The following is a 23,856-nucleotide window of genomic DNA, read 5'->3' on the forward strand; positions in this document are numbered from 1 at the left end:
TAAAGTATCATCAGCTAATAAAATCCTGATTCCCATCATCGCGCCTATGCACATATAATGCGCACCGGGTCATTTAGACCGAGATGGATTCGACACACTGACTAGCCTGAAAAAATGGCCATAACGACTTGAAAAACATGAAAAAGAGCATTCGCGCGTTCGCTTCACTCGCCTTGGTACTGGCGGCTTTCAGCCAGTCGGCATTCGCAGTAGTCTATCCGCTGCCGGCGGCTAACAGCCGTTTGATCGGCGAAAACCTTGAAATCACTGTGCCTGATGACAGCCGACTTCCGCTGGAAGCTTTTGCTGCGCAGTATCAGATGGGCCTCAGCAACATGCTGGAAGCCAATCCGGGCGTTGACGTGTATCTGCCAAAAGCAGGCACTAAAATGGTGATCCCACAGCAGCTGATTCTGCCTGACGCACCGCGTGAGGGTATCGTGATCAACAGCGCTGAAATGCGTCTTTACTACTATCCGAAAGGCACCAAGACCGTCGTGGTGTTGCCAATCGGTATCGGTGAACTGGGTAAAGACACGCCAGTGAACTGGACTACCACGGTTCAGCGTAAAAAAGCTGGCCCAACCTGGACGCCAACCAAAGCGATGCATGCCGAATACGCATCACGTGGCGAAAGCATCCCAGCGGTCTTCCCTGCCGGTCCAGACAACCCAATGGGTCTGTATGCGCTTTACATCGGTCGTCTGTATGCCGTTCACGGCACCAACGCCAACTTCGGCATCGGCCTGCGCGTGAGCCACGGTTGTGTGCGTCTGCGTGCGGATGACATCAAATGGCTGTTCGACAATGTGCCAGTGGGTACGCGCGTGCAGTTCATCGATCAGCCGGTGAAAGCCACGGTTGAGCCAGACGGTTCGCGTTATGTCGAAGTACATAACCCACTGTCGACCACCGAAGAGCAGTTCAATTCGCGTGAAGTGGTGCCAATCACCCTGACCGCTGCCGTGACCAAAGTGATTGCTGATGCCAGCACCAACCAGGATGCCGTGAACAACGCTATCCAGGCGCGTAACGGTATGCCAACCAAAATTAACGGTCCGCAAGGTGAAGTGATGCCAGCGCCGGTACCAGTGCAGGAATCTTCTGACGCCACGCCGAAAGAAGAGCCAATGACACCGCAAGGCGCCAATGCGGTGGCACCGCAGACTGATGCAGCACCTGCTGCTCAGCCAGCGACCGGTAACAGCCTGTAATCTCATATTGAGAAGCAGTAAAAAGCCAGCCCAATGCGGCTGGCTTTTTTTATGGGTGCGCATTGATGCACACCTGAATCGACAGAGGTTATTCTCGCCGCCGTGTCAGCGCCAGCCAACCGGCTCCCAGCGTAAACACCAACACCACGATCACCAGCAGCAGGAAACCGTGCGGATTGTTCGCCAGCGGAATACCGCCCACGTTCATCCCGAAAAAACCGGCCACGATGTTGATCGGCAGCGCCAGTACGGTAATCACCGTCAGCAAGAACAGCGTGCGGTTGCTCTGTTCCATCAGGCTGGCGGCGATCTCTTCTTGCAGCAGGCGGATGCGCTCCATCAGCCCGGCTAAATCACTGAGCGCCACGCTGAACTCTTCGGTAAAGATACGCAGTTCACTCAGCGGATCGCGCTTCAGCCATTTAGGCGGGCGATTAAGCAGACGGAACAGTGCAGCAGGTTCTGGTGCCAGCAATCGCTGCACGCGCAACAACATGCGCCGCAGATGTCCCAGTTCGCTGCGGTTGGTTTTTATCGCCGCACTGAGCAGTCGCTCTTCAATCGCATCCACGGCCTGACTGGAGCGACGCACCACTTGCTCCAGTTGCGCCTCTTGCTCACCCAGCAACCAGAGCAGCATGGCATCCGGGTCGCTGAATTCCAGACGGTCGATCTGCTGATGCATACGTTCGATCATCCCAACGGGCCGATAGCGCGCAGTTACGATGATGTGTTCACAGCACCAAATCCATAACGTGGCATTCTGCGTGCTGCGTTCTTCTTTACTGAAGGTCACATCATTGAGCACCGCCAGCAGCGCATCGTTTTGATGGGCTAAACGTGTACGGGGGGAGGCTGAATGGATCTCATCGAAAAAATCATTGTCTACACTGAAGTGGTCCTGAACCCAGCGCTCGGCTCGCGCGTGGTTAAGGTTAATGTGTAGCCAAAGAAAATAGGATTCAGGCAGGCTTTGCTGCGCCAGCTGCGCAGCTTCACGCGCATTAAGCCGCTGTGGAGGTGCTTCTGGCGTGAACAAGTAACCATGAATAAGACCGGCAACTTCATTATTGAAGTCCGGCAATGAGGCAAGCGGCAAGACAGGCTGGAGCATAGCAGCGTGATGATCCCGAAGCGGTCAGATCCACAGACTGCGACAGCCGTGTTACAGCAAGATGACAGAGCGTGATCGTCATCATCATTCTGTCATACAAACGCCGTATCAAACTGTGGGTAACGGATGCCATTCGAGCATCGTCAATCCACACCGGGGTGTGTTATGGCTGAAAACAGTTTACCTGCATCATCGACATCATCGTCCCAAGGCGGACGCCCTAATCTCAACCAAGGCAACGGGAAAATCTCACGCATCATTTTCCTGGTGCTGCTGTGCGGCGGTCTGCTGTTTACCGCCATCAATCTGTTCAATGACGTTGAAGAGACCGGTGCACCGGTGACCAGCTACACGCCGTTCCTGCTATTGGGCGTGGCGCTAGTGATTGCACTTGGCTTCGAGTTTGTTAACGGTTTCCACGACACCGCCAACGCGGTGGCCACTGTGATTTATACCCATTCACTGTCGCCGGGCGTCGCTGTCGTCTGGTCAGGCTTCTGCAACTTCCTGGGTGTGCTGCTCTCCAGTGGTGTGGTGGCCTTTGGCATCATTTCGCTACTGCCGGTGGAGTTGATTCTGCAGGCGGGCAGCGGCAATGGCTTTGCCATGGTTTATGCCCTGCTGTTCTCCGCGATCATCTGGAACCTCGGCACCTGGTATTTTGGGCTGCCCGCGTCTTCCTCCCATACGCTGATTGGCTCGATCATCGGTGTGGGTGTGGCAAACGCCTTGCTGCACGGTCGCAGTGGCACCAGCGGTGTGGATTGGGACCAGGCGATCAAAGTGGGTTACGCGCTGCTGCTCTCGCCGGTGGTGGGCTTTATCTGCGCCGCCCTGCTGCTGCTGGCAATGAAAGCCTTTATTCGCAACCGTCAACTGTATGAAGCACCGAAAGGCAATCAGCCGCCGCCTGCGTGGATCCGGGGTCTGCTGATCCTGACCTGTACTGGCGTCTCCTTTGCTCATGGTTCGAATGACGGCCAGAAAGGCATGGGCCTGATCATGCTGATTCTGGTGGGTACCATGCCCATCGCCTACGCATTGAACCGCTCACTGCCGCCGGACCAAATTCCGCGCGTTGCGGCCTTAACCCAGGTCACTGAACAGCAGCTGCTGACGCTACAGCCAGCCCCTGCTGCGATGCCTGCCCCGCGTGATGTGCTGACTGAATATGTCCGCACCAGCCAGAACCGTCCACAAGTGTTGCCAGCTCTGGGCATGATGCTGGGCGATATTGGTGAGCAAATTCGTCAATACGGTGCCGTTGAAAATATTCCCGCACAGGCGGTCACCAACACCCGTAATGACATGTACCTCGCTTCGGAAACCATTAAACACCTGCAATCGGCCAAAGTTGCGCTGCCGGAAGAGATCGCCAGTAATCTGACCGCGGTGAAAAAGGAACTGGATGCGGCGACACGCTTTATTCCGATGTGGGTGAAAGTGGTGGTGGCGATTGCCTTGGGTCTCGGCACCATGGTGGGCTGGCGCCGTATTGTGGTCACCGTGGGTGAACGCATCGGTAAAACCCATCTGACCTACGCACAAGGCGCCAGTGCTGAATTAGTGGCCATGGCCACCATCGGTGCTGCTGACGTCTTCGGCCTGCCCGTCTCCACGACGCACGTCCTCTCATCGGGCGTTGCCGGTTCCATGGCAGCCAACAAATCTGGCTTGCAGCTCTCTACCATCCGCAACCTCGCGTTGGCATGGGTGTTGACGCTGCCGGTCTCAGTCTTACTTTCAGGGCTGCTTTACGCTCTGTTTATTCATCTGTAACGGGGAAAAGTCATGGCGACACACGACAATAGCTTCCGCAGCGAGACTTTTAATGCACGTCTGCTGCAGGAGTTTTATGACAGCTACGACGAAGAGCTGGAAATGGAGTTGGATGATCTGCGCTTCAAGGATAACGGTGAACCTCAGGAAGAAGGCGATAAAGCGTTCCGTCGCCGCTATTTCCGTGAGTTGTTACATTTGCAGGGCGAGCTGGTGAAAATGCAGGATTGGGTGATGCGTACCGGTCACCGCATCGTGATTCTGTTTGAAGGCCGCGACGCAGCGGGCAAAGGCGGCGTCATCAAACGTATCACACAACGTTTGAATCCGCGCACCTGTCGCGTGGCTGCCCTGCCCGCACCGAACGATCGTGAGAAGACGCAGTGGTATTTCCAGCGCTATATCGCGCATCTGCCCGCTGCTGGTGAAATCGTGATGTTTGACCGCAGCTGGTATAACCGTGCCGGCGTTGAGCGCGTGATGGGCTTCTGCAATGAAGCCGAAGTCGAAGAGTTTTACCGCAGCGTGCCGGAGTTCGAAAAAATGCTGACGCGCAGTGGCATTCAAATCGTTAAGTACTGGTTCTCAATTACCGACGAAGAGCAGGAGTTACGCTTCTTGAGCCGCATTCACGACCCGCTGAAACAGTGGAAACTGAGCCCAATGGATCTCGAAAGCCGTCGTCGCTGGGAAGATTACACCGAGGCCAAGGAAGAGATGCTGGAGCGCACCCACATCCCTGAAGCGCCTTGGTGGGTAGTGCAAGGTGTCGATAAGAAACGTGCACGCCTGAACTGCATCAGCCATCTGCTGCAACAAGTGCCGTACGAAGAGAGTGAATCGAAGACCATCATGTTACCGACGCGCGAACGTCATGAAGATTATCGTCGCGCGCCAGTCCCAGAAGACATGGTGGTGCCAGAGAAGTATTAATTAACAGTTTGCACGGCTGCCTGGCGGCCGTGCTGCTGTTGTAAACGCAAGGTAATAACAAATGCGCCCAGCACCATTAGGGCCGCTGCCAGATAGACTGACTGCATGCCCCAGTGACCAATCAGCAACCCCGCCACCGGCCCGGTTAATCCCAAGCCTAAATCAAGAAATGCCGAGTATGTGCCGAGCGCTGAGCCTTGATCCTGCTGCTGTACCCGCTTCACCGCTTCTACGCCCAAAGCAGGGAACACCAGCGAGAAGCCGCCGCCGGTGAGGAAAGCACCGATATCCACCAGCCAACTGCTGTCAGCCTGCCAGATCAGCAACAAGCCCGCACACTCCAGCACAAAAGAAACCAGCGACACTTTTATCCCGCCAAACCGGGTGATATAGCGGCCACCCGCCAGTCGCACGATGACAAAACCCAGGCTGAACAAGGTCAACGCAAATGCCGCCCCGCTCCAGTCGCGGCTGGCAAAATAAAGGGTAATAAAGGTGGAGATCACACCAAAGCCGATGGTGCCGAACCCCAGCGCCAAACCAAACAACCAGACGCGGCTGACCACGCGGTGAAATGGAATACGCACACCCGCAGTCACGCGAACGGGCGCTTTACGGCTCGCCATGCAAAAACCAACGATGCCCATCAGTGCCACCAAACCAGCAAAGCCGCTGATCCCAAAGACCTGGTTAAGCAATACGCCCAGTGGCGCACCGATCGCCATGGCGAAATAGGTCGCCACGCCGTTCCATGAGATCACTCGAGCGGTCTGTAAGGGCCCGACGATATTCATGCCCCACAGTGTGGAACCGGTGCTGCTAAAACTTTCACCCACGCCCAAAAATAAGCGCCCTGCAGCCAGCAGTGCCAGACTCAACATCGGCATGCCGCTAAACAGTGCAGCGATGATCGATAGCACGCCGCTCATCCCACAGCACACCAATCCCATCATCACCACGCGCTTGGGACCGTAGCGGTCGGCGAGACGGCCTGAATGTGGGCGGCTCAGTAGAGTGGCGAAATATTGCAGGCTGATAATTAATCCTGCGATAAACGAGCTAAAACCGAGTTGGTTATGCACAAATCCTGGAAGTACTGCCAGAGGCAATCCCACCGAGAGGTAGCAGAAAAAGGTGAAGACGATGACGGAGATGATTCGTTTATTTAACTGAGCATTACTCAGTACAGCGGCGTCAGGCATATGTGATGGCATTACAAATGAATGTGAATCACTACTATAGCGCAAATAGCGTTCAGCTTGAACCTGACTTTACATGGAACTGTGTAATAGCATAATTCTGTATATCACAGATTAAATAATGCTATCGATATTTATCTTCACTGAGAATTATCAGTAATTCACTTTAATAACGATGTTCAATTTAGAAGTATTAAACCATCACCCTCACAAATCCGAAAAAACACTCACATCACCCCAATATTAAAAATTAAATGATAGAAAATACATAACAAAACCAATTATTAACGCTTTTCTTTTTCAATCATTATTATGATTAATATTTTAGCACTGCATTAATGCATAGATTCTGCGATGTTCAGGCTTTAGCTTAGCCATCATACAACCAAACTGAGTTCACTACGCTCGGCACTTAACATCCCCCATTACCCGTGAAGCGGCGATTCAACTGACCTGCTTTATTTCAATCTGTTCCTTACCGGTCTGGAGAGATTATGAAGATAATCATCAGTGGAAGCGGATATCCAGAAAAAAGAAATATCATGACCCAATCTCACCATAACTATGTAGATTGTCGGAAAAAGAATATTTATTTCTATCTCAACGCCATAAGGTCGAAACTCCTGCATAAAAATAAGCAATTTATCTTTCATCCCTTGCCCGGCACACTGCCAAATGACGCAGATGTGATCCATCTTTTCAATGAAGTTGCTCATACCAACAGAAACTGGATCGCGACCTTTGAAACAGAAATCCCACGTGTCTTGCCCGTGCCTGGCGTGGCGAAGACCGCTAATCCTGAACTGCACTCGCAGCTTCAGCTCATCGCCAGAAGTGAGTGCCTCTATTTGATTGCCATCTCGCAGGCCACGTTAAACATTCAGCTGAAATTGCTGGAGGCGTTTCCAGCCATTAAAAAGGCGGTGGCACATAAGCTGATTACGCTGCATCCGCCACAAGCCCTGCTCTGTACAAAACCACGTTTAATGACACCGGGGAAAATTCATTTCACTTTTATCGGCAGTGAGTTCTACCGCAAAGGCGGTGCAGAAGTGGTGTTGGCTATCTCTCAACTTACGGAAGAGGATGTTTTTACCCGTAGTCAGATTCAAGTGACGCTGATTGGTGATCTGACGCTAAGACATAATATTGCCCATCGGCAATTTCAGGATGATGAAGCGTTTTATGCCCGCATTGAGCATCTGATCAAAACCTCACCACATATCCAGCACTTCACCGCGCTACCCAACCCCCAAGTGTTGGCATTGTTGCAGGTTTCGCACGTGGGGTTATTGCCGAGCTGGCAGGATACTTACGGTTTCTCTGTGTTGGAAATGCAGGCCAGCGGTTGTCCAGTGATCACCACCAACGTCCGCGCATTACCGGAGATTAATCCTGAAGGGAGTGGTTGGCTTATCCATCAACCGCTTAACGATGAATTTGAGTATGTCGTGGATTCAGATGAGAAGAAAAAGCACATCCGCCAGCAAATTGTCCAGCAACTCAAAACACATATCGTGGATATTTTGCGTAATCCGGGGTTGATCACACAGTACTCGGCACAATCACTGAAGAGAATTGCGGAACAACATGACCCAGAGAAATTCAGTGAGCAACTGGCCCGCTATTATTCATCCAGTAAGCAGACGCAATATACCGCGGCCTTCAAATGAGGGGGCTATGCGTGTGCGGCTAGCTGATACGCATGGCGTTCAATCGCAGTGGCGATTTCGGCTGAAACGCGTAAGGTGCGAATTTCGCTGAACAGACCATCGGCCTCGTCATAGGCTTTGCGCAAGTACCCCAGCCACTGCTTGATTCGGGCAACGTGGTACATGCCGGTATCGCCCTGTTTTTCCAACTGGGTATACTTCAGCAGCAGTTCAACCACTTCTGACCATGGCATGGGGGCTTCGTTGTACTTCACCACACGACCGAGGTTGGGGATATTGAGCGCACCGCGCCCTAACATCACCGCATCGCAGCCGGTAATGCGCATGCAATCCTGTGCATCCTGCCAGCTCCAGATCTCACCGTTGGCGATCACCGGAATCGACAAGCGCTGGCGAATCTCGCCAATTGCCTGCCAGTTGATGCTTTCAGCACGGTAGCCCTCTTCTTTGGTGCGCCCATGTACCACCAGTTCGCTGGCACCTGCCTGTTGCACCGCATCGGCAATTTCAAAGCGGCGCTCACCGGAATCCCAGCCAAGGCGCACTTTTACCGTCACCGGCAGATGTGCCGGAACCGCTTCACGCATCGCTTTCGCGCCGCGGTAGATCAGTTCAGGATCTTTTAGCAGCGTTGCACCGCCGCCGCTGCCGTTAACCAGCTTTGACGGGCAACCGCAGTTGAGATCGACGCCCCAGGAGCCTAGCTCCACCGCACGCGCGGCGTTTTCTGCCAGCCACTCGGGATATTGCCCGAGCAGTTGCATACGCACACGCGTTCCAGAGGGCGTACGGCTGCTGTTATGCAGCTCAGGACATAAACGCCAAAAGGATTTTACTGGCAGCAACTGATCGACCACGCGCAAAAACTCCGTCACGCACAGATCATAATCATTTACCCCGGAGAGTAATTCGCGTACTAACGAATCCAGTACGCCCTCCATCGGCGCCAGCAACACCCTCATGCGTTATACGTTCCCGCTCTTTTTCGCTGCCGGGCGACGACGACCGCTGTTAGCAGCTGGCGCAGACTGACCGGCACTCGCGCCCTGGCGACGAGCTGGGCGTGCTTCGCCTTGTGGACGTGCGCCACTTCCGCCTTGCGGACGCTGGCCGTTACCACTGTGCGGACGAGAAACGTTACCGCCCTGTCCACGCCCCTGGTTTTGCCCACGACCCTGGCCCTGACCACGACCTTGCTGCTGACGACCATTTTGGATCGGCTCCGCTTTGATGCTGGGATCGACTTCAAAACCTGGCAGCTCAATGCGTGGAATTTCGCGCTTCAGTAGACGCTCAATGTCACGCAGCAGTTTGTGTTCATCGACACACACCAAGGACAGCGCAGCACCGGTTGCTGCGGCACGACCGGTACGACCGATACGGTGTACGTAATCTTCCGCGACATTTGGCAGCTCGTAGTTCACCACGTGAGGCAGCTCTTCGATATCCAGACCGCGCGCGGCGATATCCGTCGCCACCAGTACGCGAATGCCGCCGGATTTAAAGTCAGCTAACGCACGGGTACGCGCGCCCTGGCTTTTGTTACCGTGGATCGCGGCGGCAGTGATGCCATCTTTGTTCAACTGCTCAGCCAGATGGTTTGCGCCATGTTTGGTACGGGTGAACACCAGCACTTGCTGCCAGTTATCACGACCAATCATCAGCGACAGCAGTTCCCGCTTGCGCTTCTTATCAACGAAATGCACCTGCTGAGAAACCTGCTCAGACGCAGTGTTACGACGCGCAACTTCAACCTGCTCTGGGTTGGTCAGCAGTTTTTCTGCCAGCGTTTTGATCTCATCCGAGAAAGTGGCGGAGAACAGCAGGTTCTGACGTTTGGCTGGCAGACGCGCCAGTACGCGGCGAATATCGTGGATGAAGCCCATATCGAGCATGCGATCCGCTTCGTCCAGAACCAGAATTTCGACCTGTGACAGATCAACCGCATTCTGATGCGCCAAATCGAGCAGACGGCCCGGGGTTGCCACCAGCACGTCGACACCACCACGCAGTTTCATCATCTGCGGGTTGATGCTCACGCCGCCGAAGACCACCAGCGAACGGATGTTGAGGTACTGACTGTACTCACGCACGTTTTCACCCACCTGCGCCGCCAGTTCACGGGTTGGCGTGAGGATCAGTGCGCGCACTGGCCGACGGCCGCGTGCAGTGGAAGGATTTGCAGTGAGACGCTGCAGCAGTGGCAGCGTGAAACCGGCGGTCTTACCGGTACCGGTTTGGGCGCTCGCCAGCAGGTCACGACCAGCCAGCACCACAGGAATCGCCTGACGCTGAATCGGCGTCGGTTCTTGGTAGCCTTGTTCCGCTACCGCACGCAAAATATCGGCACTTAAGCCGAGAGAGTCAAATGACATGCAGGTGTATTACTCCGAACCGCCCTGTTCGCCGTGGGCGATGTAGTTTTTCAGGGGGTACTATGACGCAAGCCTGAGGCTCACGTGTGAAAAGGGCACAAACTACCATGCGTAAGGGCGAGAGTTTATCAGGTTTCGGCTGTTACTGCGAATCCCAATAGTCACTGTTCTGTAACAAAGAGCCGCGTGGTGAATCGCACCTGCTGTCGCGCCGCAATGTATATTGCGCACAATAAAAAAGGAGCCTGATTAGGCTCCTTTCTCTTCGCAACATCGCATTTGCTTAGCTGCGTTTTTTCTCCACGCGGTGCGTCGGCTCTTTGACCAGCAACGACACCAGTGCCGGTCCCACCAGCATCACCACACCTAAGCAACCAATCAGCAGGTTGTTGTGGATAAAACGTGAAATCAGGAACAGCGTCAACATTGCTGCACCGAAGTAATACGTTGTCGTGACTTCTTCCAGAGAGTCACCCATTCTGCGTAAACGGGCACTACGCTGCAGAGCCAGCATGGCGATAAACACCAGCGCATAAGCTGCTACCAGGGTACTGCTCACTTCAACCAGTGCCTTATGCTTCCAACCCCAAACCAGCGCCGCGATCACCAGCAGGTGCATCGCAATATGCAGACAAGTTTGACCGGTAACAATCTGAACACGATTAGACCATTTCATTCTCTTCTCCTGGCAGACCCAACAGGTCGCCCAAGTGTATCTGGCTGCGGCCAGACGGATTTCCTCAATGTAAAGCAAATTTCGGATAACGCCCTAATTTTCTGCCCTGTTCACCACCCATTTGTGACAAAGACTACACTTTGTGCTGTTGATGATGAAAAGGAGCGCGTCGCAGTATGCCACAAAATAGCCACGGATTTTCATTTAAAGTCCTGACGATCAATACCCACAAAGGGTTCACCAGCTTTAACCGCCGCTTTATCCTGCCGGAATTGCGCGACGCCGTCCGTGCAACATCAGCGGATATTGTCTTCCTGCAAGAGGTGATGGGCACCCACGCTATCCATTCGCTTCACATTGAAAACTGGCCGGAAAATTCCCACTACGAGTATCTGGCCGACACCATGTGGCATGATTTTGCCTATGGGCGTAATGCAGTTTATCCCGAGGGCCATCACGGGAACGCGATATTGTCACGTTTTCCTATTGTTGAATACGAAAACCTCGATATTTCTGTGGCTGGAAGTGAAAAGCGCGGCATGTTGCACTGCCAAATTCGTCTGCCAGACCGGTCCGAACCGCTGCATGTGATCTGTGTGCATTTAGGGTTAAAAGCGCAGCATCGTCAGGCGCAAATGAAGATGATGTGCGACCGTATTAACACTCTGCCGCACGATGCACCGCTGGTGGTGGCCGGAGATTTCAACGACTGGCAGGTTCACGCCAACCGCTTCCTGAAACGCAACGCGGGTCTGGAGGAAGTGTTCAGCATGAAAACCGGACGTCCGGCGCGGACCTTCCCGGCCCGCTTTCCCCTGCTGCGGCTTGATCGCATCTACATTCGTAACGCCACCGTGAGCCAGCCCTGGGCACTGCCGGTGAAACCCTGGTCGCACCTTTCCGATCACGCCCCTCTGGCCGTGGAGATTTTCCTATGAATTTCAGCTGGCGTGATGGCAACCAACTGCGTCTGCTGGAAAATGGCGATCAGTTCTTTCCCCGCGTTTCCGCCGCCATTCAACGCGCCGAGCGGACGCTGTTGCTGGAGACCTTTATCCTGTTTGAGGATGACGTCGGCAATGCACTGCATGCGGATTTACTGGCTGCTGCTCAGCGCGGCGTAAAAGTTGAAGTGATGGTCGATGGCTATGGTTCACCCGATCTTTCAGACCATTTTGTTAATCGTCTGACCGAAGCTGGCGTACGATTTCTCTACTACGATCCGCGCCCGCTGGTGTTAGGCATGCGCACCAATGTGTTCCGCCGACTGCACCGTAAAATCGTGGTGGTGGACGATACCCTCGCCTTCGTTGGCGGCATCAACTTCTCTGACGAACACAACACTACCTATGGTGCGCAAGCGAAGCAGGATTACGCGGTTGAAGTCACAGGACCGGTGGTGCTGGATATTGCACGCTATGTGCAACAGGCCATGGGCAGCGAGCAGGTGACCCGCCGCTGGTGGGGAGGACGTTCGCAGCGCGTGGCAGTCAATGCTATGCCGGGTGATGCGCAGGTGCTGTTTGTCTACCGTGATAATGATGAACACCGCGACGACATTGAGCAGCATTACCTGGATATGCTGCGTAAAGCAAAGCACGACGTCATCATCGCCAATGCCTATTTCTTTCCGGGTTATCGACTGTTGCGTGAAATGCGTAACGCAGCACAACGCGGTGTGCGTGTGCGTTTGATCGTGCAGGGAGAACCGGATATGCCAATTGTGAAAGTGGGCGCAGAGATGCTCTACAACTATCTGGTGGATGCCGGCGTCGAAGTGTATGAGTATTGCCGCCGTCCGCTGCATGGCAAAATTGCGGTGCAGGATCAGCACTGGGCCACAGTGGGCTCCAGCAACCTTGATCCCCTCAGCCTGTCGCTCAACCTTGAAGCCAATCTGATAGTCCACGACCGCGCCTTCAACCAGACGCTGCGCGATAATCTTGAAGCCCTGATCCAGCGGGACTGCGAACGCGTAAACGATGAAAAACTGCCGCCACGCACTTGGTGGCATCTCACTAAAAGCGTGATGGTGTTTCACTTCCTGCGCCATTTCCCGGCGATTGCCGGTTGGTTGCCCGCGCATACACCGCTGTTGAGCCAGGTTGAACCGCCGGTACAGCCGGAAATGGAGACGCAGGATCGGGTCGAACCCGACAATGAAGGAGCCAAACCCTGATGAGCAAAAAACATTCACGCTGGCAATGGGCCAAGAAAATCCTGACCTGGCTATTTTTCATCGCAGTCATTGTGCTGCTGGTGATTTACGCCCGTAAAGTGAACTGGCAGGACGTCTATCAGGTGATTGTCGGTTACAACCGTTACGTAGTGATCGGTGCGGCGGCACTGGTGGTGGTGAGTTATCTGACCTATGGCGTCTATGACTTGATTGGACGCGCGTACTGCGGACACAAGCTGGCCAAGCGACAGGTGATGCTGGTGTCATTTATTTGCTACGCCTTTAACCTGACGCTCAGTACCTGGGTCGGTGGCGTGGCGATGCGCTATCGCCTCTATTCACGCTTAGGCCTGCCCGGCGGCACCATCACCCGCATCTTTTCCATGAGTATCGCCACCAACTGGCTGGGCTACCTTCTGCTGGCCGGCGTGGTGTTTGTCGCGGGAATGGTGCCGATTCCACCGCGCTGGTTTATCGGCGAAAACACCCTGCGCATTATTGGTGCAGTGTTACTGGTGCTGGTCGCTATTTATTTATGGGCCTGTGCCTTCGCCAAAAAACGCCAATGGACGGTGAAAGGTCAGCATCTGCAGCTGCCGTCGCTGCGCATGGCGGTACTGCAATTTGCTGTTTCAAGCGCCAACTGGTTGGTGATGGGTGCCATTATCTGGCTACTGTTGGCCCGACAGGTGGATTACCCGCAGGTGCTCGGCGTATTGCTGATCAGCAGTATCGCGGGGGTAATCATTCATATCCCGGCGGGGATAGGCGTACTGGAAGCGGTGTTTCTGGCGCTTTTGAGCGGGGAAAATTTATCACACGGCACCATTATCGCTGCGCTGCTGGCTTATCGTGTGCTCTATTTTATTCTGCCACTGCTGCTTGCACTGGTGCTTTACCTGCTGTTGGAGAGCCGGGCGAAACAGTTACGGCAGAAGAATGAGCGCAAGATGGCGGCACGTTCATGAGAAGAGTAGCTTGTCGCGGTGAATATTCGTATTGAAGGAGTGCGGCGCGATAATTCGCGCCGCAACCAAATGTGCTGTAATTAGCGGCGGTTGCCGAAAATACGCAGCAGCATCAGGAACAGGTTGATGAAATCGAGATACAGCGTCAGCGCACCCATAATCGAGTAGCGACGTAGGTTCTCTTTGTCATTAACGTTAATGTTCTCACCAATCGATTTCAGCTTCTGCGTGTCATAAGCTGTCAGACCTACAAACACCACCACACCAATGTAGGTAATTGCCCACATCAGCGCGGGGCTTTTCAGCCAGAAGTTCACCAGTGATGCCAGCACAATACCGATCAGCGCCATAAACAGCAGGCTGCCGAAACGGCTTAAATCGCGCTTAGTGGTGTAACCGTAGAAGCTCATGGCACCAAACATGCCTGCCGTCACAAAGAAGGTGCTGGCAATAGAGGAGTAGGTGTAGACGAGGAAAATACTCGCCAAGGTCAGCCCGGTCAGAGCGGAATAGAGCATGAACAGCCCAGTCGCGAGTGTGCTACTCAGGCGATGCACCATACCTGAAAGCACAAATACCACGGCCAATTGCGCAATAATCAGTCCGAAGAAGGTCATGCGGTTAGCAAACACCAGCTCCATGATGGCAGGCGTACGCGCTGCATACCAAGAGACAAACGCCGTTAACAGCAAACCACAAGTCATCCAGCCATAGACCTGCGCCATATAGGTTTGCAGCCCGGTTGATGCCTGCTGCACGATTGAATCATTACGTGGATATCGGTCCATGATGCACCTCATTAAGTTAGACAAACGCTCTAAGTGTGGAGTCTACACTTCGCTGCGTCAACGGCGCGTCAAGCACTGTTGATATCGGCCATTCACGCGTTGAGCAAACCACGCGGTGGTCAGGTTGCGGGTGATTTTCGGGCTTTCCAGTTTGATGCCCGGCAGCATCTCGCGCGGCAGGCGCTTACCGGCCATTTTGTCGGCCAGAATAAACGTCTGCTTCCATAATGTGCTGTTGCTGAAGCTTTCGCTACCTCCCTTTTCCAAATCGCGACGAATTTCCCGGTTGCTCATGTCCAGTTGCTTGCTGAGCGTACGCACCGCCAACTCCGTCGAACCGGCTTGCTCACTGCCGTACATAATCAAATCACCATCCAGGGCCAGTTTAATGCCGCTGGCTCGCGCCACAGCGGCCTGGAATGCCGCGTTGCGACTGGCGTACCACCCGGCGTTGAAGTCGGCAAAGCGGTAGAGCATCTGGCTGTAATCCGCCGGATAGCCCAACAGGTGCAAAGTGCCGAAATAGATCCCGCCGCGGCGGGTAAACACTTCACGACGAATCGAACCATCAATTGAATACGGGTAACCTTTGACGTGCGCTTCGGCAAATTCGATGCTGACCTGCATCGGGCCACCGGTGTGAATGGGGTTTAGATTACCAAACAGCTTCTGCCCCATCGGCACCATATCGATGAAGTCATCAAAGATAGCGCTGAGCTCTTTCTCACTGCGCACTTTATCCAGACGTGCGGCGTAACTCTCACCGGTTGGGGATTTGATCAGTAACGCGGTACGCACTAAAAAGGCAGGAACATGCACTTTCGCGGCCCGACGATCGATTTCTCCCCAGGCAATCTTTGGCAGCCCTGGCACCGGGGCATCGGCATTGAAGTTAGATTCCTGATCGGCCACCGCGATCACTGCGCACACATTGCTGGCGCTAGGATCGATCTGCTGGACGCGAAACGCCGTATAGATATCATCCGCCCACGCGCTCTTTTGCGTCACATCACTGGGCAGTAACTGCTGGATTTGGCTTTTGACGTCGGCGGGTTGACGTGCGGGGGCCTGCGGCTCTTTTTTGGTACTACATCCGGCCAGTATCAACGCGCTAAGCAGCGCCGCACCTTTCAGTAATCTTATGGTTTTCATCCTGTTCCCTGACAAGCCAGCAAAACCTTACCTTAGCGTTTTCAGTGGACTGCGGCTATCAGAGTGGGAGGATTTTGCACGTTACTTCCAGCGCTCGGCGGCCTGATGGTCGCTGTCACGCGCATCGACCCAGCGTTCGCCCAGCTCGGTCGCTTCGCGCTTCCAGAAAGGGGCGCGGGTTTTCAGGTAATCCATAATGAATTCTGTTGCTGCGAAGGCGCTGCTGCGGTGTGCACTGCTGACACCGACAAAGACGATTTCATCGCCGGGGAAGAGTGCACCCACGCGATGGATCACGGTCACCTGTTGTAAGGCCCAACGCTGGCGCGCCTCTTCAACAATCTCTGCCAGCGCCTTTTCCGTCATGCCCGGATAGTGCTCAAGCGTTAAGGCTGCCACGCTCGCGCCAAGATTGTGATTACGCACTTTGCCAGTGAAGGTCACCACTGCCCCATCGCTGTCATGTGCCGCCAGCCGCTCATATTCTTGTCCAACATTGAACGGCTCGACGCCCACGCGAATGCGCGTTTCCATGCTCATCCTCCGGTCACCGGCGGGAAGAAGGCCACTTCATCCCCAGCACGTAACGGGTGGCTCATCGGCACCAGCGTCTGATTCACCGCCGCCAGCAACTTGCCGGATTCCAGCGCCAGCGCCCAGCGCTCGCTCTTCCCGGCCAGTGCCGCACGTAAGGTGGCGACATCCTGGTATTCTGGCGCCAGCTCTAATGCGCTGGTACCGGTGAGCTCGCGCACTTGCGCAAAAAACAGCACTTTAATCATGCATCACCGCCTGGAAATCGCCGGATTTGCCGCCGCTTTTACTCAGCAGACGCAATTGATCGATAACGATGTCTTTCTGCACCGCTTTACACATGTCGTAAATAGTTAAGGCGGCCACCGATGCGGCGGTCAGCGCTTCCATCTCGACACCGGTTTTACCGGTCAGACGGCAGCGGGACGTCACGCGCACGCGGCTGTGTTCCGGCTCGGCAACCAGCGTCACCTCCACTTTGCTCAACATCAGCGGATGACAGAGCGGAATCAACTCCCAGGTGCGTTTCGCCGCCTGAATGCCGGCAATCCGCGCCGTGGCGAAAACGTCGCCTTTATGATGGCTGCCGTCGATGATCATCTGCAGCGTTTCCCGGCTCATCAGCACCAGCGCTTCCGCTTGGGCTTCACGAACTGTTTCGGTTTTACCGGAGACATCCACCATATGGGCTTCGCCTGCGGCATTGATATGCGTTAAGGATGACATACTTACAACTTCTTCAAATGAGAGACAAAATTACAGGGGCGCGTGCGTGCATCCAGCTGTTCTTCAATGATGCGTTCCCAGGCGCTACGACAGGCGTTGGTGGAGCCAGGCACGGCGAAAATCAGCGTCTGATTAGCCAGTCCGGCTACAGCACGTGATTGCAACGTTGAGCTGCCTATCTCTTCGTAGGAGAACATGCGAAACAGTTCGCCAAAGCCGTCGATTTCACGGTCAAACAGGGGCAACAGCGCTTCTGGCGTGCTGTTTTTACTGTTAAAGCCGGTGCCACCGTTAACGATCACCACCTGTACATCTTCACTGGCAATCCAACGCGATACGGTCGCGCGAATGCGGTAGCGGTTGTCCGGCACAATGGCACGATCCACCACCTGATGCCCCGCTTCGCTCAGCGCCTCACGCAGATAATCACCCGATGTATCATTGCTGGCATCACGACTATCCGAGACGGTCATCACCGCCACATTCAAGGCGACAAATTCGCCGGTAGGTTTACCCATGGCTGTAACTCCTGTGTTTAGCCGCCAATGAAGGAGAGGTTTTGTGTAATGCCGGTGTTGCCCTGATGCAGGAAGTGCGTCTGTTTTTTCTGCCCCAAGCTATGGGCGATACGTTCCTGCAACTCATTTTGCTGGGCATCTGACGCCAGCAGATCGCGCAGCGGCACACCGTTATCGCCGAACAGGCACAAGTGCAGATTACCGATGGCAGAAACGCGCAGACGGTTACAGCTGGCACAGAAATCTTTTTCGTAAGGCATGATCAGCCCCACTTCGCCCTGATAGTCAGGATGGCGGAACACCTGCGCCGGACCGTCGCTACGTCCACGCGGTTGGCGCTGCCAGCCTTGCATCAGTAGCTGATCGCGAATGACTTCACCCGAGATATGGTGACGGCGAAACAGATCACCGCCCTCCCCGGTTTCCATCAGTTCGATAAAGCGCAGTTGAATGGGACGCGTGCGAATCCAGTCGAGGAAGGTGCTCAGACTGTGGCTGTTGAGATCGCGCATCAGCACGCTATTGATTTTGACCTTTTCGAAACCGGCTTCAAAAGCGGCATCAATTCCGGCCATCACCTCAGCGAATTTATCCTGACCGGTGATGGCATGAAACTGGCGTGCATCGAGGCTATCGACGCTGACGTTGATGTTGGTCAGTCCCGCATCGCGCCACGCACGCACGTCGCGCGCCAGACGATAGCCATTAGTGGTCACCGCAATCTGACGGATGGCGGCATTTTCACGTACCGCAGCGATGATATCGGTGAAGTCACGACGCATAGAGGGTTCGCCTCCCGTGAGACGCACTTTCTCAGTGCCCGCGGCCGCAAAGGCACGCGTCACGCGGCGGATCTCGTCCAGCGAGAGAAAACTTTTGTTGTGCGTGCCGTTCGGTTTGTAGCCGTCAGGCAGGCAGTAGGTACACCGGAAGTTACACACGTCCGTGACCGACAGGCGCAGATAGTAAAAGCTGCGCGCATAGGCATCTGTAAATTGTGGCACCTGAACACCTTTCCAAATACGGGAGATGCAGTCATTTCTTTCTGCACCCTGGCAGCTTACGCTACGGCCAGGCATCCTTATCTTGACGACTTAGGTATGCAAGGCTTGGGAGTCTGTTGCCGATTTCGACAACACGGTTAATACGAATGGTAGCGCGATTTGCCCCTCGCATCCATCAGTGAATTTCGCTATATATACTGATACATAACGTTTTTTCACCGCATTTTCGCTGCAGGATACGTTAAAATGCGCGGCAGATATTGATACACATCACCTCAACTGCGCCTCAATGCGCAGTTGTCCGTCAAAAGGAAAAGCATGAATCGTACCTTGGCAGATTTAGATCGCGTGGTGGCGCTGGGCGGCGGGCATGGCCTTGGCCGTGTGATGTCAGCACTGGCACCACTGGGTTCGCGCCTGACCGGTATTGTGACCACCACCGATAATGGCGGATCTACCGGGCGCATTCGCCGTTCGGAAGGCGGCATTGCCTGGGGCGATATGCGCAATTGCATTAATCAGCTCATCACCGAACCCAGCGTAGGATCGGCGATGTTTGAGTATCGCTTTACCGGCAACGGAGAGCTGGCCGGACATAACCTCGGAAATCTGATACTCAAAGCGCTTGATCACTTGAGTGTTCGCCCCCTGGAGGCGATCAACATCATTCGCAATCTGCTGAAGGTCGATGCATTTCTCATCCCCATGTCTGAACAGCCAGTAGATCTGGTCGCGCAAGATTCCGAAGGCAATACCGTTTATGGTGAAACCGCGATTGATGAAATGCAGCAACCCCCGCAGGATTTGATGCTGCATCCCAACGTCATCCCGACGCGAGAAGCACTGGATGCCGTTGCCGAAGCCGATTTGATTCTGATCGGTCCAGGCAGTTTCTATACCAGCCTGATGCCGATCCTGCTGATGGAAGAGATGGCCCGTGCGCTGCGCCGCACCCCGGCTACCATGGTATTTATCGGTAATCTCGGGCGTGAATTAAGCCCGGCAGCCGCCAGTTTAACCGTAGCCGATAAGCTCGCCATCATGGAGAAAGCGATCGGCAAACGGGTGATTGATGCAGTCATCGTCAGCCCAGCGGCGGATATTCGAGGAGTGGAAGAGCGACTGATTGTGCGTGAACCGCTGGAGGCTGCGGATATCAAGTATCGACACGACCGCCAGTTATTGCGCATTGCACTGGAACATGCGATTCAGGCGTTTTAAGCTCGGGAAGGCAGTGCGCATGAATGCGCACCCCAACGAAAACCGAACCGAACAATGTAGGGTCGCCATGCATGGCGACCAAAACCATCGCTCATCTATCAGGATGCCGCGATAAACAGCTCGCGCAGTTGGTGTAGCTGATCGCGCACGCTGGCCGCTTCTTCAAACTCCAGATTCTGCGCATGCTGCTGCATCTGCACTTCCAACTCGTGGATCTTCTTCTGCATCGCCTGCGGCGTGAGCGCCAGATAGTTGGCCTCTTCTTCTGCCGCCACACGTGAGGCTGTTTTGCCCTTACCGCGGGTTTTGACCACATTTTTGCCTAACTCAAGAATATCGGTGATTTTCTTGTTAAGACCTTGCGGGACGATGCCATTCTCTTCGTTGTAGCGCTGTTGCTTCTCGCGGCGGCGCTCGGTTTCTCCCATTGCACGTTCCATGGAAGGCGTGATCTTATCGGCGTAGAGAATTGCTTTGCCGTTGATGTTACGCGCCGCACGACCAATGGTCTGGATCAAAGAACGTTCAGAACGCAAGAAGCCCTCTTTATCCGCATCCAGAATCGCCACCAGCGACACCTCTGGCATATCCAGTCCTTCACGCAGCAAGTTGATCCCCACCAGCACATCAAACTCACCCAAGCGCAAATCACGAATGATCTCCATACGCTCTACGGTGTCGATATCAGAGTGCAGATAGCGCACCTTCTCACCGTGCTCCACCAGATACTCAGTGAGATCTTCCGCCATGCGTTTGGTCAGCGTCGTGACCAGCACACGTTCGTTAATCGCCACACGTTTGCGGATCTCCGACAGCAGATCATCAACCTGGGTAGCGACCGGGCGCACTTCCAGAATGGGATCCAGCAGCCCCGTCGGACGAACGACCTGATCGATCACATCGTTACCAGATTTCTCCAGCTCGTAATTGCCCGGCGTCGCCGAAACATAAATGGTTTGCGGTGCCAGCGCTTCAAACTCTTCAAAACGCAGTGGGCGGTTATCCAGCGCTGAGGGTAAGCGGAAACCATATTCCACCAGCGTCTCTTTACGCGCACGGTCACCGCGATACATGCCGCCAATCTGTGGAATGGTAACGTGGGATTCATCGACCACCAGCAATCCATCTGCCGGGAGGTAATCAAATAGCGTCGGGGGCGGCTCGCCCGGCCCGCGCCCTGAAAGGTAGCGTGAGTAGTTTTCGATACCTGAGCAGTAACCCAACTCATTCATCATTTCCAGATCGAACTGGGTGCGCTGGCTAATGCGCTGCTCTTCCAACAGCTTATTATTTTCCAGCAGCACCTTCTTGCGCACCACCAGCTCATCTTTGATCTCTTCCATCGCCTGCAGAATACGTTCACGTGGCGTCACGTAGTGCGTTTTCGGGTAGATGGTGAAACGCGGGACCACTGACTCGACCTGACCGGTGAGCGGATCAAACAGCGATAAGCGCTCCACTTCTTCATCGAACAGCTCAACACGCAAACCAATGTCGTCGGACTCCGCCGGGAAGATGTCGATGACCTCACCGCGCACGCGGAAGGTGCCGCGCTGGAACACCTGGTCGTTGCGGGTGTATTGCAACTCCGCCAGACGACGCAGAATACTGCGCTGATCGATAATCATGCCGCGCGTTAAGTGCAGCATCATTTTCAAGTAGAGATCGGGATCGCCCAAGCCGTAGATAGCAGATACAGAGGCCACCACGATCACATCGCGACGCTCTAACATCGCCTTGGTGGCTGACAGGCGCATCTGCTCAATGTGTTCGTTAACCGCAGCATCCTTCTCGATAAAGGTATCGGAGCTTGGCACATAGGCTTCAGGCTGGTAGTAGTCATAGTAGGAGACGAAAAACTCCACCGCGTTATCCGGGAAGAACTCTTTCATCTCTCCGTACAACTGAGCGGCCAGCGTCTTGTTCGGCGCCATCACCATCGTGGGCCGATTCAGATCGGCGATGACATTGGCAATGGTAAAGGTTTTGCCCGAACCGGTGACGCCTAACAAGGTCTGATGCGCGAGTCCATCTTCCAGCCCCTCTTCAAGACGGCGAATCGCCTCAGGTTGGTCACCTGAAGGTTTGAAAGCGGAGTTGAGTTTAAAGGCTTTACTCATGGTTTTGCGGTTCCTGCGGAAGAAGTCAGCGGGCAGGCTGCTAATTCTACTCTGCTGTAGCGAATTTGCCAGAAAAAAACACTGGATATATTTACATATGTATTGCACGATATCGGGGAAAATGAGGCGACGGCTTCAGTGCCATTGAAGCGGCAAACAGCAAAATGTTGTTGCGCAAGGTTATCCCCAGAGCCGTGAGGCTTTTAACATTTGTCAAGAGAGCGTCATTAAATTGCAGTCTGATGACAAGCCAGACAAATCTCAGGCTTGATTTTAAATAACCTGCTGATTTTTATCATAATGACTCCAAAGTCCAGTTTCTCAGCATAATGTATGCAAGCCGCGTATTTCCTCGCTTCCGACCAGTTTTCAGTCGCTAATACACAAGGTTATCCACAGGAATAGTGGATAACTGAATCCAGCCCCGCTGCCATCTACTGTGTATAATTTTCCCCACGTCGATCCAGGCGAGCGAAATATTTTTTTTTGCGATTATTTTGCCCCCATCTCAGTGCGCTTTAACTATCCTTTTTCCTACTTAAGCGAAAGTTTTTGTCGAAAAACCGGACGTTAAGACCATTCATTTCTTCAGTCATTGCCTTACAAATGAACAGATGCACCAGAAACGTTAAGCAATCAGCACCGCCAAAGTGCAACCCAGTGGTTACTAAATGGAATTATTAAGCATCGCTCATCTTTAATGGCTGTTTTAGCGCGATTCTGATGCAGATACCTCGATTGTTCTAACCTGGCCTGGGAATTGCAGGAATATCCTTATGGGGTGACGAGTCCATAGGGCCTGCAAGCAGGCCGACAGCCGTAATCATCATCACTCATTGTGCATGACTGTATGCCAGACGACACAGAGCGGGAGCATTCAGGCTAAAAATCTGGAAGGAGTAAGTCAGATGCTGAGTTTACGTTCGGTGAATCAATTTTATGGTCCTAATCATATCCTTTGGGATGTGGACCTGGATCTCCCTCCGGGTACCTGCACGGGCGTGCTCGGTAGCCCCGGTATGGGTAAAACAACCCTGGTGAACTGCATAATGGGGCGTTTACCCATTAATAGCGGTTCAATGATCTGGCAAGAGGACGGATCGCCGCCTGAAGATCTGCTAGTACAACCCGCCGAGCAACGTGCCCGCATGGGCATTGGCTATGTCCCACAGGGGCGCCATATTTTCTCGCAGATGAGCGTGGAAGATAATTTGCTGATTGCGCTGATGGCGGCACAAGACGATCGCAGCCGTGCCATCCCGGAGATGGTGTTCGACCTGTTTCCCGCGCTCTATTCACTGCGCCATCAACGCAGTGGTGAGTTACCGATGGATCAGCAGCAGCAGTTGGCGTTAGCACGTGCACTGGTCTTACAGCCCAAACTGTTAATTCTGGATGAACCTACGGAAGGGATGTCGCCTTGGTTGGAGGAGGAAATGGGCAACCTGATCCGCCGCCTCAATCGTGATTACGGCCTGACGATACTGTTGCTGGAACAGCATGTGTCGTTTATCCGCCGCGTGGCGGATTATTTCCTGCTGCTGCATCGTGGGCGTAATGTGGCACAGGGACGCGTGGCGCAGTTGGACGATATCACTGTCAGCAAGTGGTTAACGGCCACCTAGTTTTGAGTGCAGTTCAGGAAGGGCAACCCTACGACGACCGTCCACGGTTTTCGTAGGG

General features: G+C 54.1%; 22 protein-coding genes and 1 riboswitch. Of the genes, 9 read left to right on the plus strand and 13 right to left on the minus strand.

Annotation, left to right across the window (positions count from 1 at the left end):
* Window positions 1–137: 137 nt before the first annotated feature.
* Window positions 138–1,214, plus strand: coding sequence for a L,D-transpeptidase family protein (locus F3J38_RS06735; protein ID WP_167136250.1), 1,077 nt, complete (start codon window positions 138–140; stop codon window positions 1,212–1,214).
* Window positions 1,215–1,302: 88 nt separating this feature from the next.
* Here F3J38_RS06735 and F3J38_RS06740 read toward each other — a convergent pair whose 3' ends face one another.
* Window positions 1,303–2,328, minus strand: a complete 1,026-nt coding sequence (locus F3J38_RS06740; protein WP_167136252.1) for a transporter — start codon at window positions 2,326–2,328, stop codon at window positions 1,303–1,305.
* A 165-nt stretch (window positions 2,329–2,493) separates the two neighbouring features.
* Here F3J38_RS06740 and F3J38_RS06745 point away from each other — a divergent pair, with 165 nt between their 5' ends.
* Together F3J38_RS06745 and ppk2 are read left to right on the plus strand one after the other, a co-directional pair.
* Window positions 2,494–4,107, plus strand: a complete 1,614-nt coding sequence (locus tag F3J38_RS06745; RefSeq protein WP_167136254.1) for an inorganic phosphate transporter — start codon at window positions 2,494–2,496, stop codon at window positions 4,105–4,107.
* A 12-nt stretch (window positions 4,108–4,119) separates the two neighbouring features.
* Entirely contained in the window at window positions 4,120–5,040 is a 921-nt protein-coding gene (gene ppk2 / locus F3J38_RS06750; RefSeq protein ID WP_167136256.1) for a polyphosphate kinase 2, read from the plus strand.
* Here ppk2 and F3J38_RS06755 read toward each other — a convergent pair.
* Window positions 5,037–6,242 carry an MFS transporter gene (locus tag F3J38_RS06755; protein ID WP_167136257.1) on the minus strand — a complete coding sequence of 402 codons (1,206 nt, stop codon included), beginning with the start codon at window positions 6,240–6,242 and terminating at the stop codon, window positions 5,037–5,039. The two genes, ppk2 and F3J38_RS06755, sit on opposite strands and share 4 nt — an antisense overlap.
* Window positions 6,243–6,733: 491 nt before the next feature.
* Here F3J38_RS06755 and F3J38_RS06760 point away from each other — a divergent pair, with 491 nt between their 5' ends.
* Window positions 6,734–7,912: a glycosyltransferase family 4 protein gene (locus tag F3J38_RS06760; protein WP_167136259.1), complete on the plus strand. Its 1,179-nt coding sequence runs from the start codon at window positions 6,734–6,736 to the stop codon at window positions 7,910–7,912.
* Between the two features lie 5 nt (window positions 7,913–7,917).
* Here F3J38_RS06760 and dusC read toward each other — a convergent pair whose 3' ends face one another.
* From dusC to F3J38_RS06775, 3 genes are all read right to left on the minus strand, one after another.
* The gene (gene dusC, locus F3J38_RS06765; protein ID WP_167136261.1) at window positions 7,918–8,874 is read right to left on the minus strand and encodes a tRNA dihydrouridine(16) synthase DusC; all 957 of its coding nucleotides are present in this window, start codon (window positions 8,872–8,874) and stop codon (window positions 7,918–7,920) included.
* A gap of 3 nt (window positions 8,875–8,877) precedes the next feature.
* A complete protein-coding gene (rhlE, locus tag F3J38_RS06770; protein ID WP_167136263.1) occupies window positions 8,878–10,287 on the minus strand; it encodes an ATP-dependent RNA helicase RhlE in 1,410 nt (469 codons plus the stop codon).
* Between the two features lie 283 nt (window positions 10,288–10,570).
* The gene (locus F3J38_RS06775) at window positions 10,571–10,963 is read right to left on the minus strand and encodes a YbhQ family protein (RefSeq protein WP_167136265.1); all 393 of its coding nucleotides are present in this window, start codon (window positions 10,961–10,963) and stop codon (window positions 10,571–10,573) included.
* A gap of 176 nt (window positions 10,964–11,139) precedes the next feature.
* Between F3J38_RS06775 and F3J38_RS06780 the strand changes: the two genes are divergently transcribed.
* From F3J38_RS06780 to F3J38_RS06790, 3 genes are read left to right on the plus strand one after another with little or no spacing between them, the layout of a single operon-like run.
* Window positions 11,140–11,901, plus strand: coding sequence for an endonuclease/exonuclease/phosphatase family protein (locus F3J38_RS06780; protein ID WP_167136267.1), 762 nt, complete (start codon window positions 11,140–11,142; stop codon window positions 11,899–11,901).
* A complete protein-coding gene (gene clsB / locus F3J38_RS06785; RefSeq protein WP_167136269.1) occupies window positions 11,898–13,142 on the plus strand; it encodes a cardiolipin synthase ClsB in 1,245 nt (414 codons plus the stop codon). The genes F3J38_RS06780 and clsB overlap by 4 nt, the downstream gene beginning before the upstream one ends.
* Complete coding sequence (locus tag F3J38_RS06790) at window positions 13,142–14,110, plus strand: lysylphosphatidylglycerol synthase domain-containing protein (protein ID WP_167136271.1); 969 nt, start codon at window positions 13,142–13,144, stop codon at window positions 14,108–14,110. Before clsB ends, F3J38_RS06790 begins: the two co-directional genes overlap by 1 nt.
* A gap of 80 nt (window positions 14,111–14,190) precedes the next feature.
* On the opposite strand, the gene F3J38_RS06795 is transcribed toward F3J38_RS06790, so the two are convergent.
* From F3J38_RS06795 to moaA, 7 genes are all read right to left on the minus strand, one after another.
* Window positions 14,191–14,898 (minus strand): Bax inhibitor-1/YccA family protein, encoded by a 708-nt coding sequence (locus F3J38_RS06795; RefSeq protein WP_167136273.1) that lies wholly within the window; start codon window positions 14,896–14,898, stop codon window positions 14,191–14,193.
* Between the two features lie 57 nt (window positions 14,899–14,955).
* Window positions 14,956–16,050, minus strand: coding sequence for a DUF1615 domain-containing protein (locus tag F3J38_RS06800; protein ID WP_167136275.1), 1,095 nt, complete (start codon window positions 16,048–16,050; stop codon window positions 14,956–14,958).
* Between the two features lie 81 nt (window positions 16,051–16,131).
* Window positions 16,132–16,584: a molybdopterin synthase catalytic subunit MoaE gene (gene moaE, locus F3J38_RS06805; protein ID WP_167136277.1), complete on the minus strand. Its 453-nt coding sequence runs from the start codon at window positions 16,582–16,584 to the stop codon at window positions 16,132–16,134.
* Window positions 16,585–16,586: 2 nt separating this feature from the next.
* The gene (gene moaD / locus F3J38_RS06810; RefSeq protein WP_167136279.1) at window positions 16,587–16,832 is read right to left on the minus strand and encodes a molybdopterin synthase sulfur carrier subunit; all 246 of its coding nucleotides are present in this window, start codon (window positions 16,830–16,832) and stop codon (window positions 16,587–16,589) included.
* The gene (gene moaC, locus F3J38_RS06815) at window positions 16,825–17,310 is read right to left on the minus strand and encodes a cyclic pyranopterin monophosphate synthase MoaC (protein WP_167136281.1); all 486 of its coding nucleotides are present in this window, start codon (window positions 17,308–17,310) and stop codon (window positions 16,825–16,827) included. The genes moaD and moaC overlap by 8 nt, the downstream gene beginning before the upstream one ends.
* A 2-nt stretch (window positions 17,311–17,312) precedes the next feature.
* Entirely contained in the window at window positions 17,313–17,828 is a 516-nt protein-coding gene (gene moaB, locus F3J38_RS06820) for a molybdenum cofactor biosynthesis protein B (RefSeq protein ID WP_167136283.1), read from the minus strand.
* 17 nt (window positions 17,829–17,845) lie between these two features.
* Window positions 17,846–18,832, minus strand: a complete 987-nt coding sequence (gene moaA / locus F3J38_RS06825) for a GTP 3',8-cyclase MoaA (protein ID WP_167136285.1) — start codon at window positions 18,830–18,832, stop codon at window positions 17,846–17,848.
* A riboswitch (molybdenum cofactor riboswitch) is annotated at window positions 18,822–18,955 on the minus strand. (Overlaps the previous gene by 11 nt.)
* A 195-nt stretch (window positions 18,956–19,150) precedes the next feature.
* Here moaA and F3J38_RS06830 point away from each other — a divergent pair.
* Window positions 19,151–20,053, plus strand: a complete 903-nt coding sequence (locus F3J38_RS06830; RefSeq protein WP_167136287.1) for a gluconeogenesis factor YvcK family protein — start codon at window positions 19,151–19,153, stop codon at window positions 20,051–20,053.
* A gap of 98 nt (window positions 20,054–20,151) precedes the next feature.
* Here the strand turns inward: F3J38_RS06830 and uvrB are convergent, their stop codons facing one another.
* Complete coding sequence (gene uvrB, locus F3J38_RS06835; protein WP_167136289.1) at window positions 20,152–22,173, minus strand: excinuclease ABC subunit UvrB; 2,022 nt, start codon at window positions 22,171–22,173, stop codon at window positions 20,152–20,154.
* Window positions 22,174–23,081: 908 nt separating this feature from the next.
* On the opposite strand from uvrB, the gene F3J38_RS06840 reads away from it, so the two are divergent.
* On the plus strand, window positions 23,082–23,798 hold the full coding sequence (locus tag F3J38_RS06840; protein WP_167136291.1) for an ABC transporter ATP-binding protein: 717 nt from the start codon (window positions 23,082–23,084) through the stop codon (window positions 23,796–23,798).
* Window positions 23,799–23,856: the final 58 nt, after the last annotated feature.

This window comes from Candidatus Pantoea formicae (genome assembly GCF_011752625.1).
GTDB classification, from domain to species: Bacteria; Pseudomonadota; Gammaproteobacteria; order Enterobacterales; family Enterobacteriaceae; genus Pantoea; species Pantoea formicae.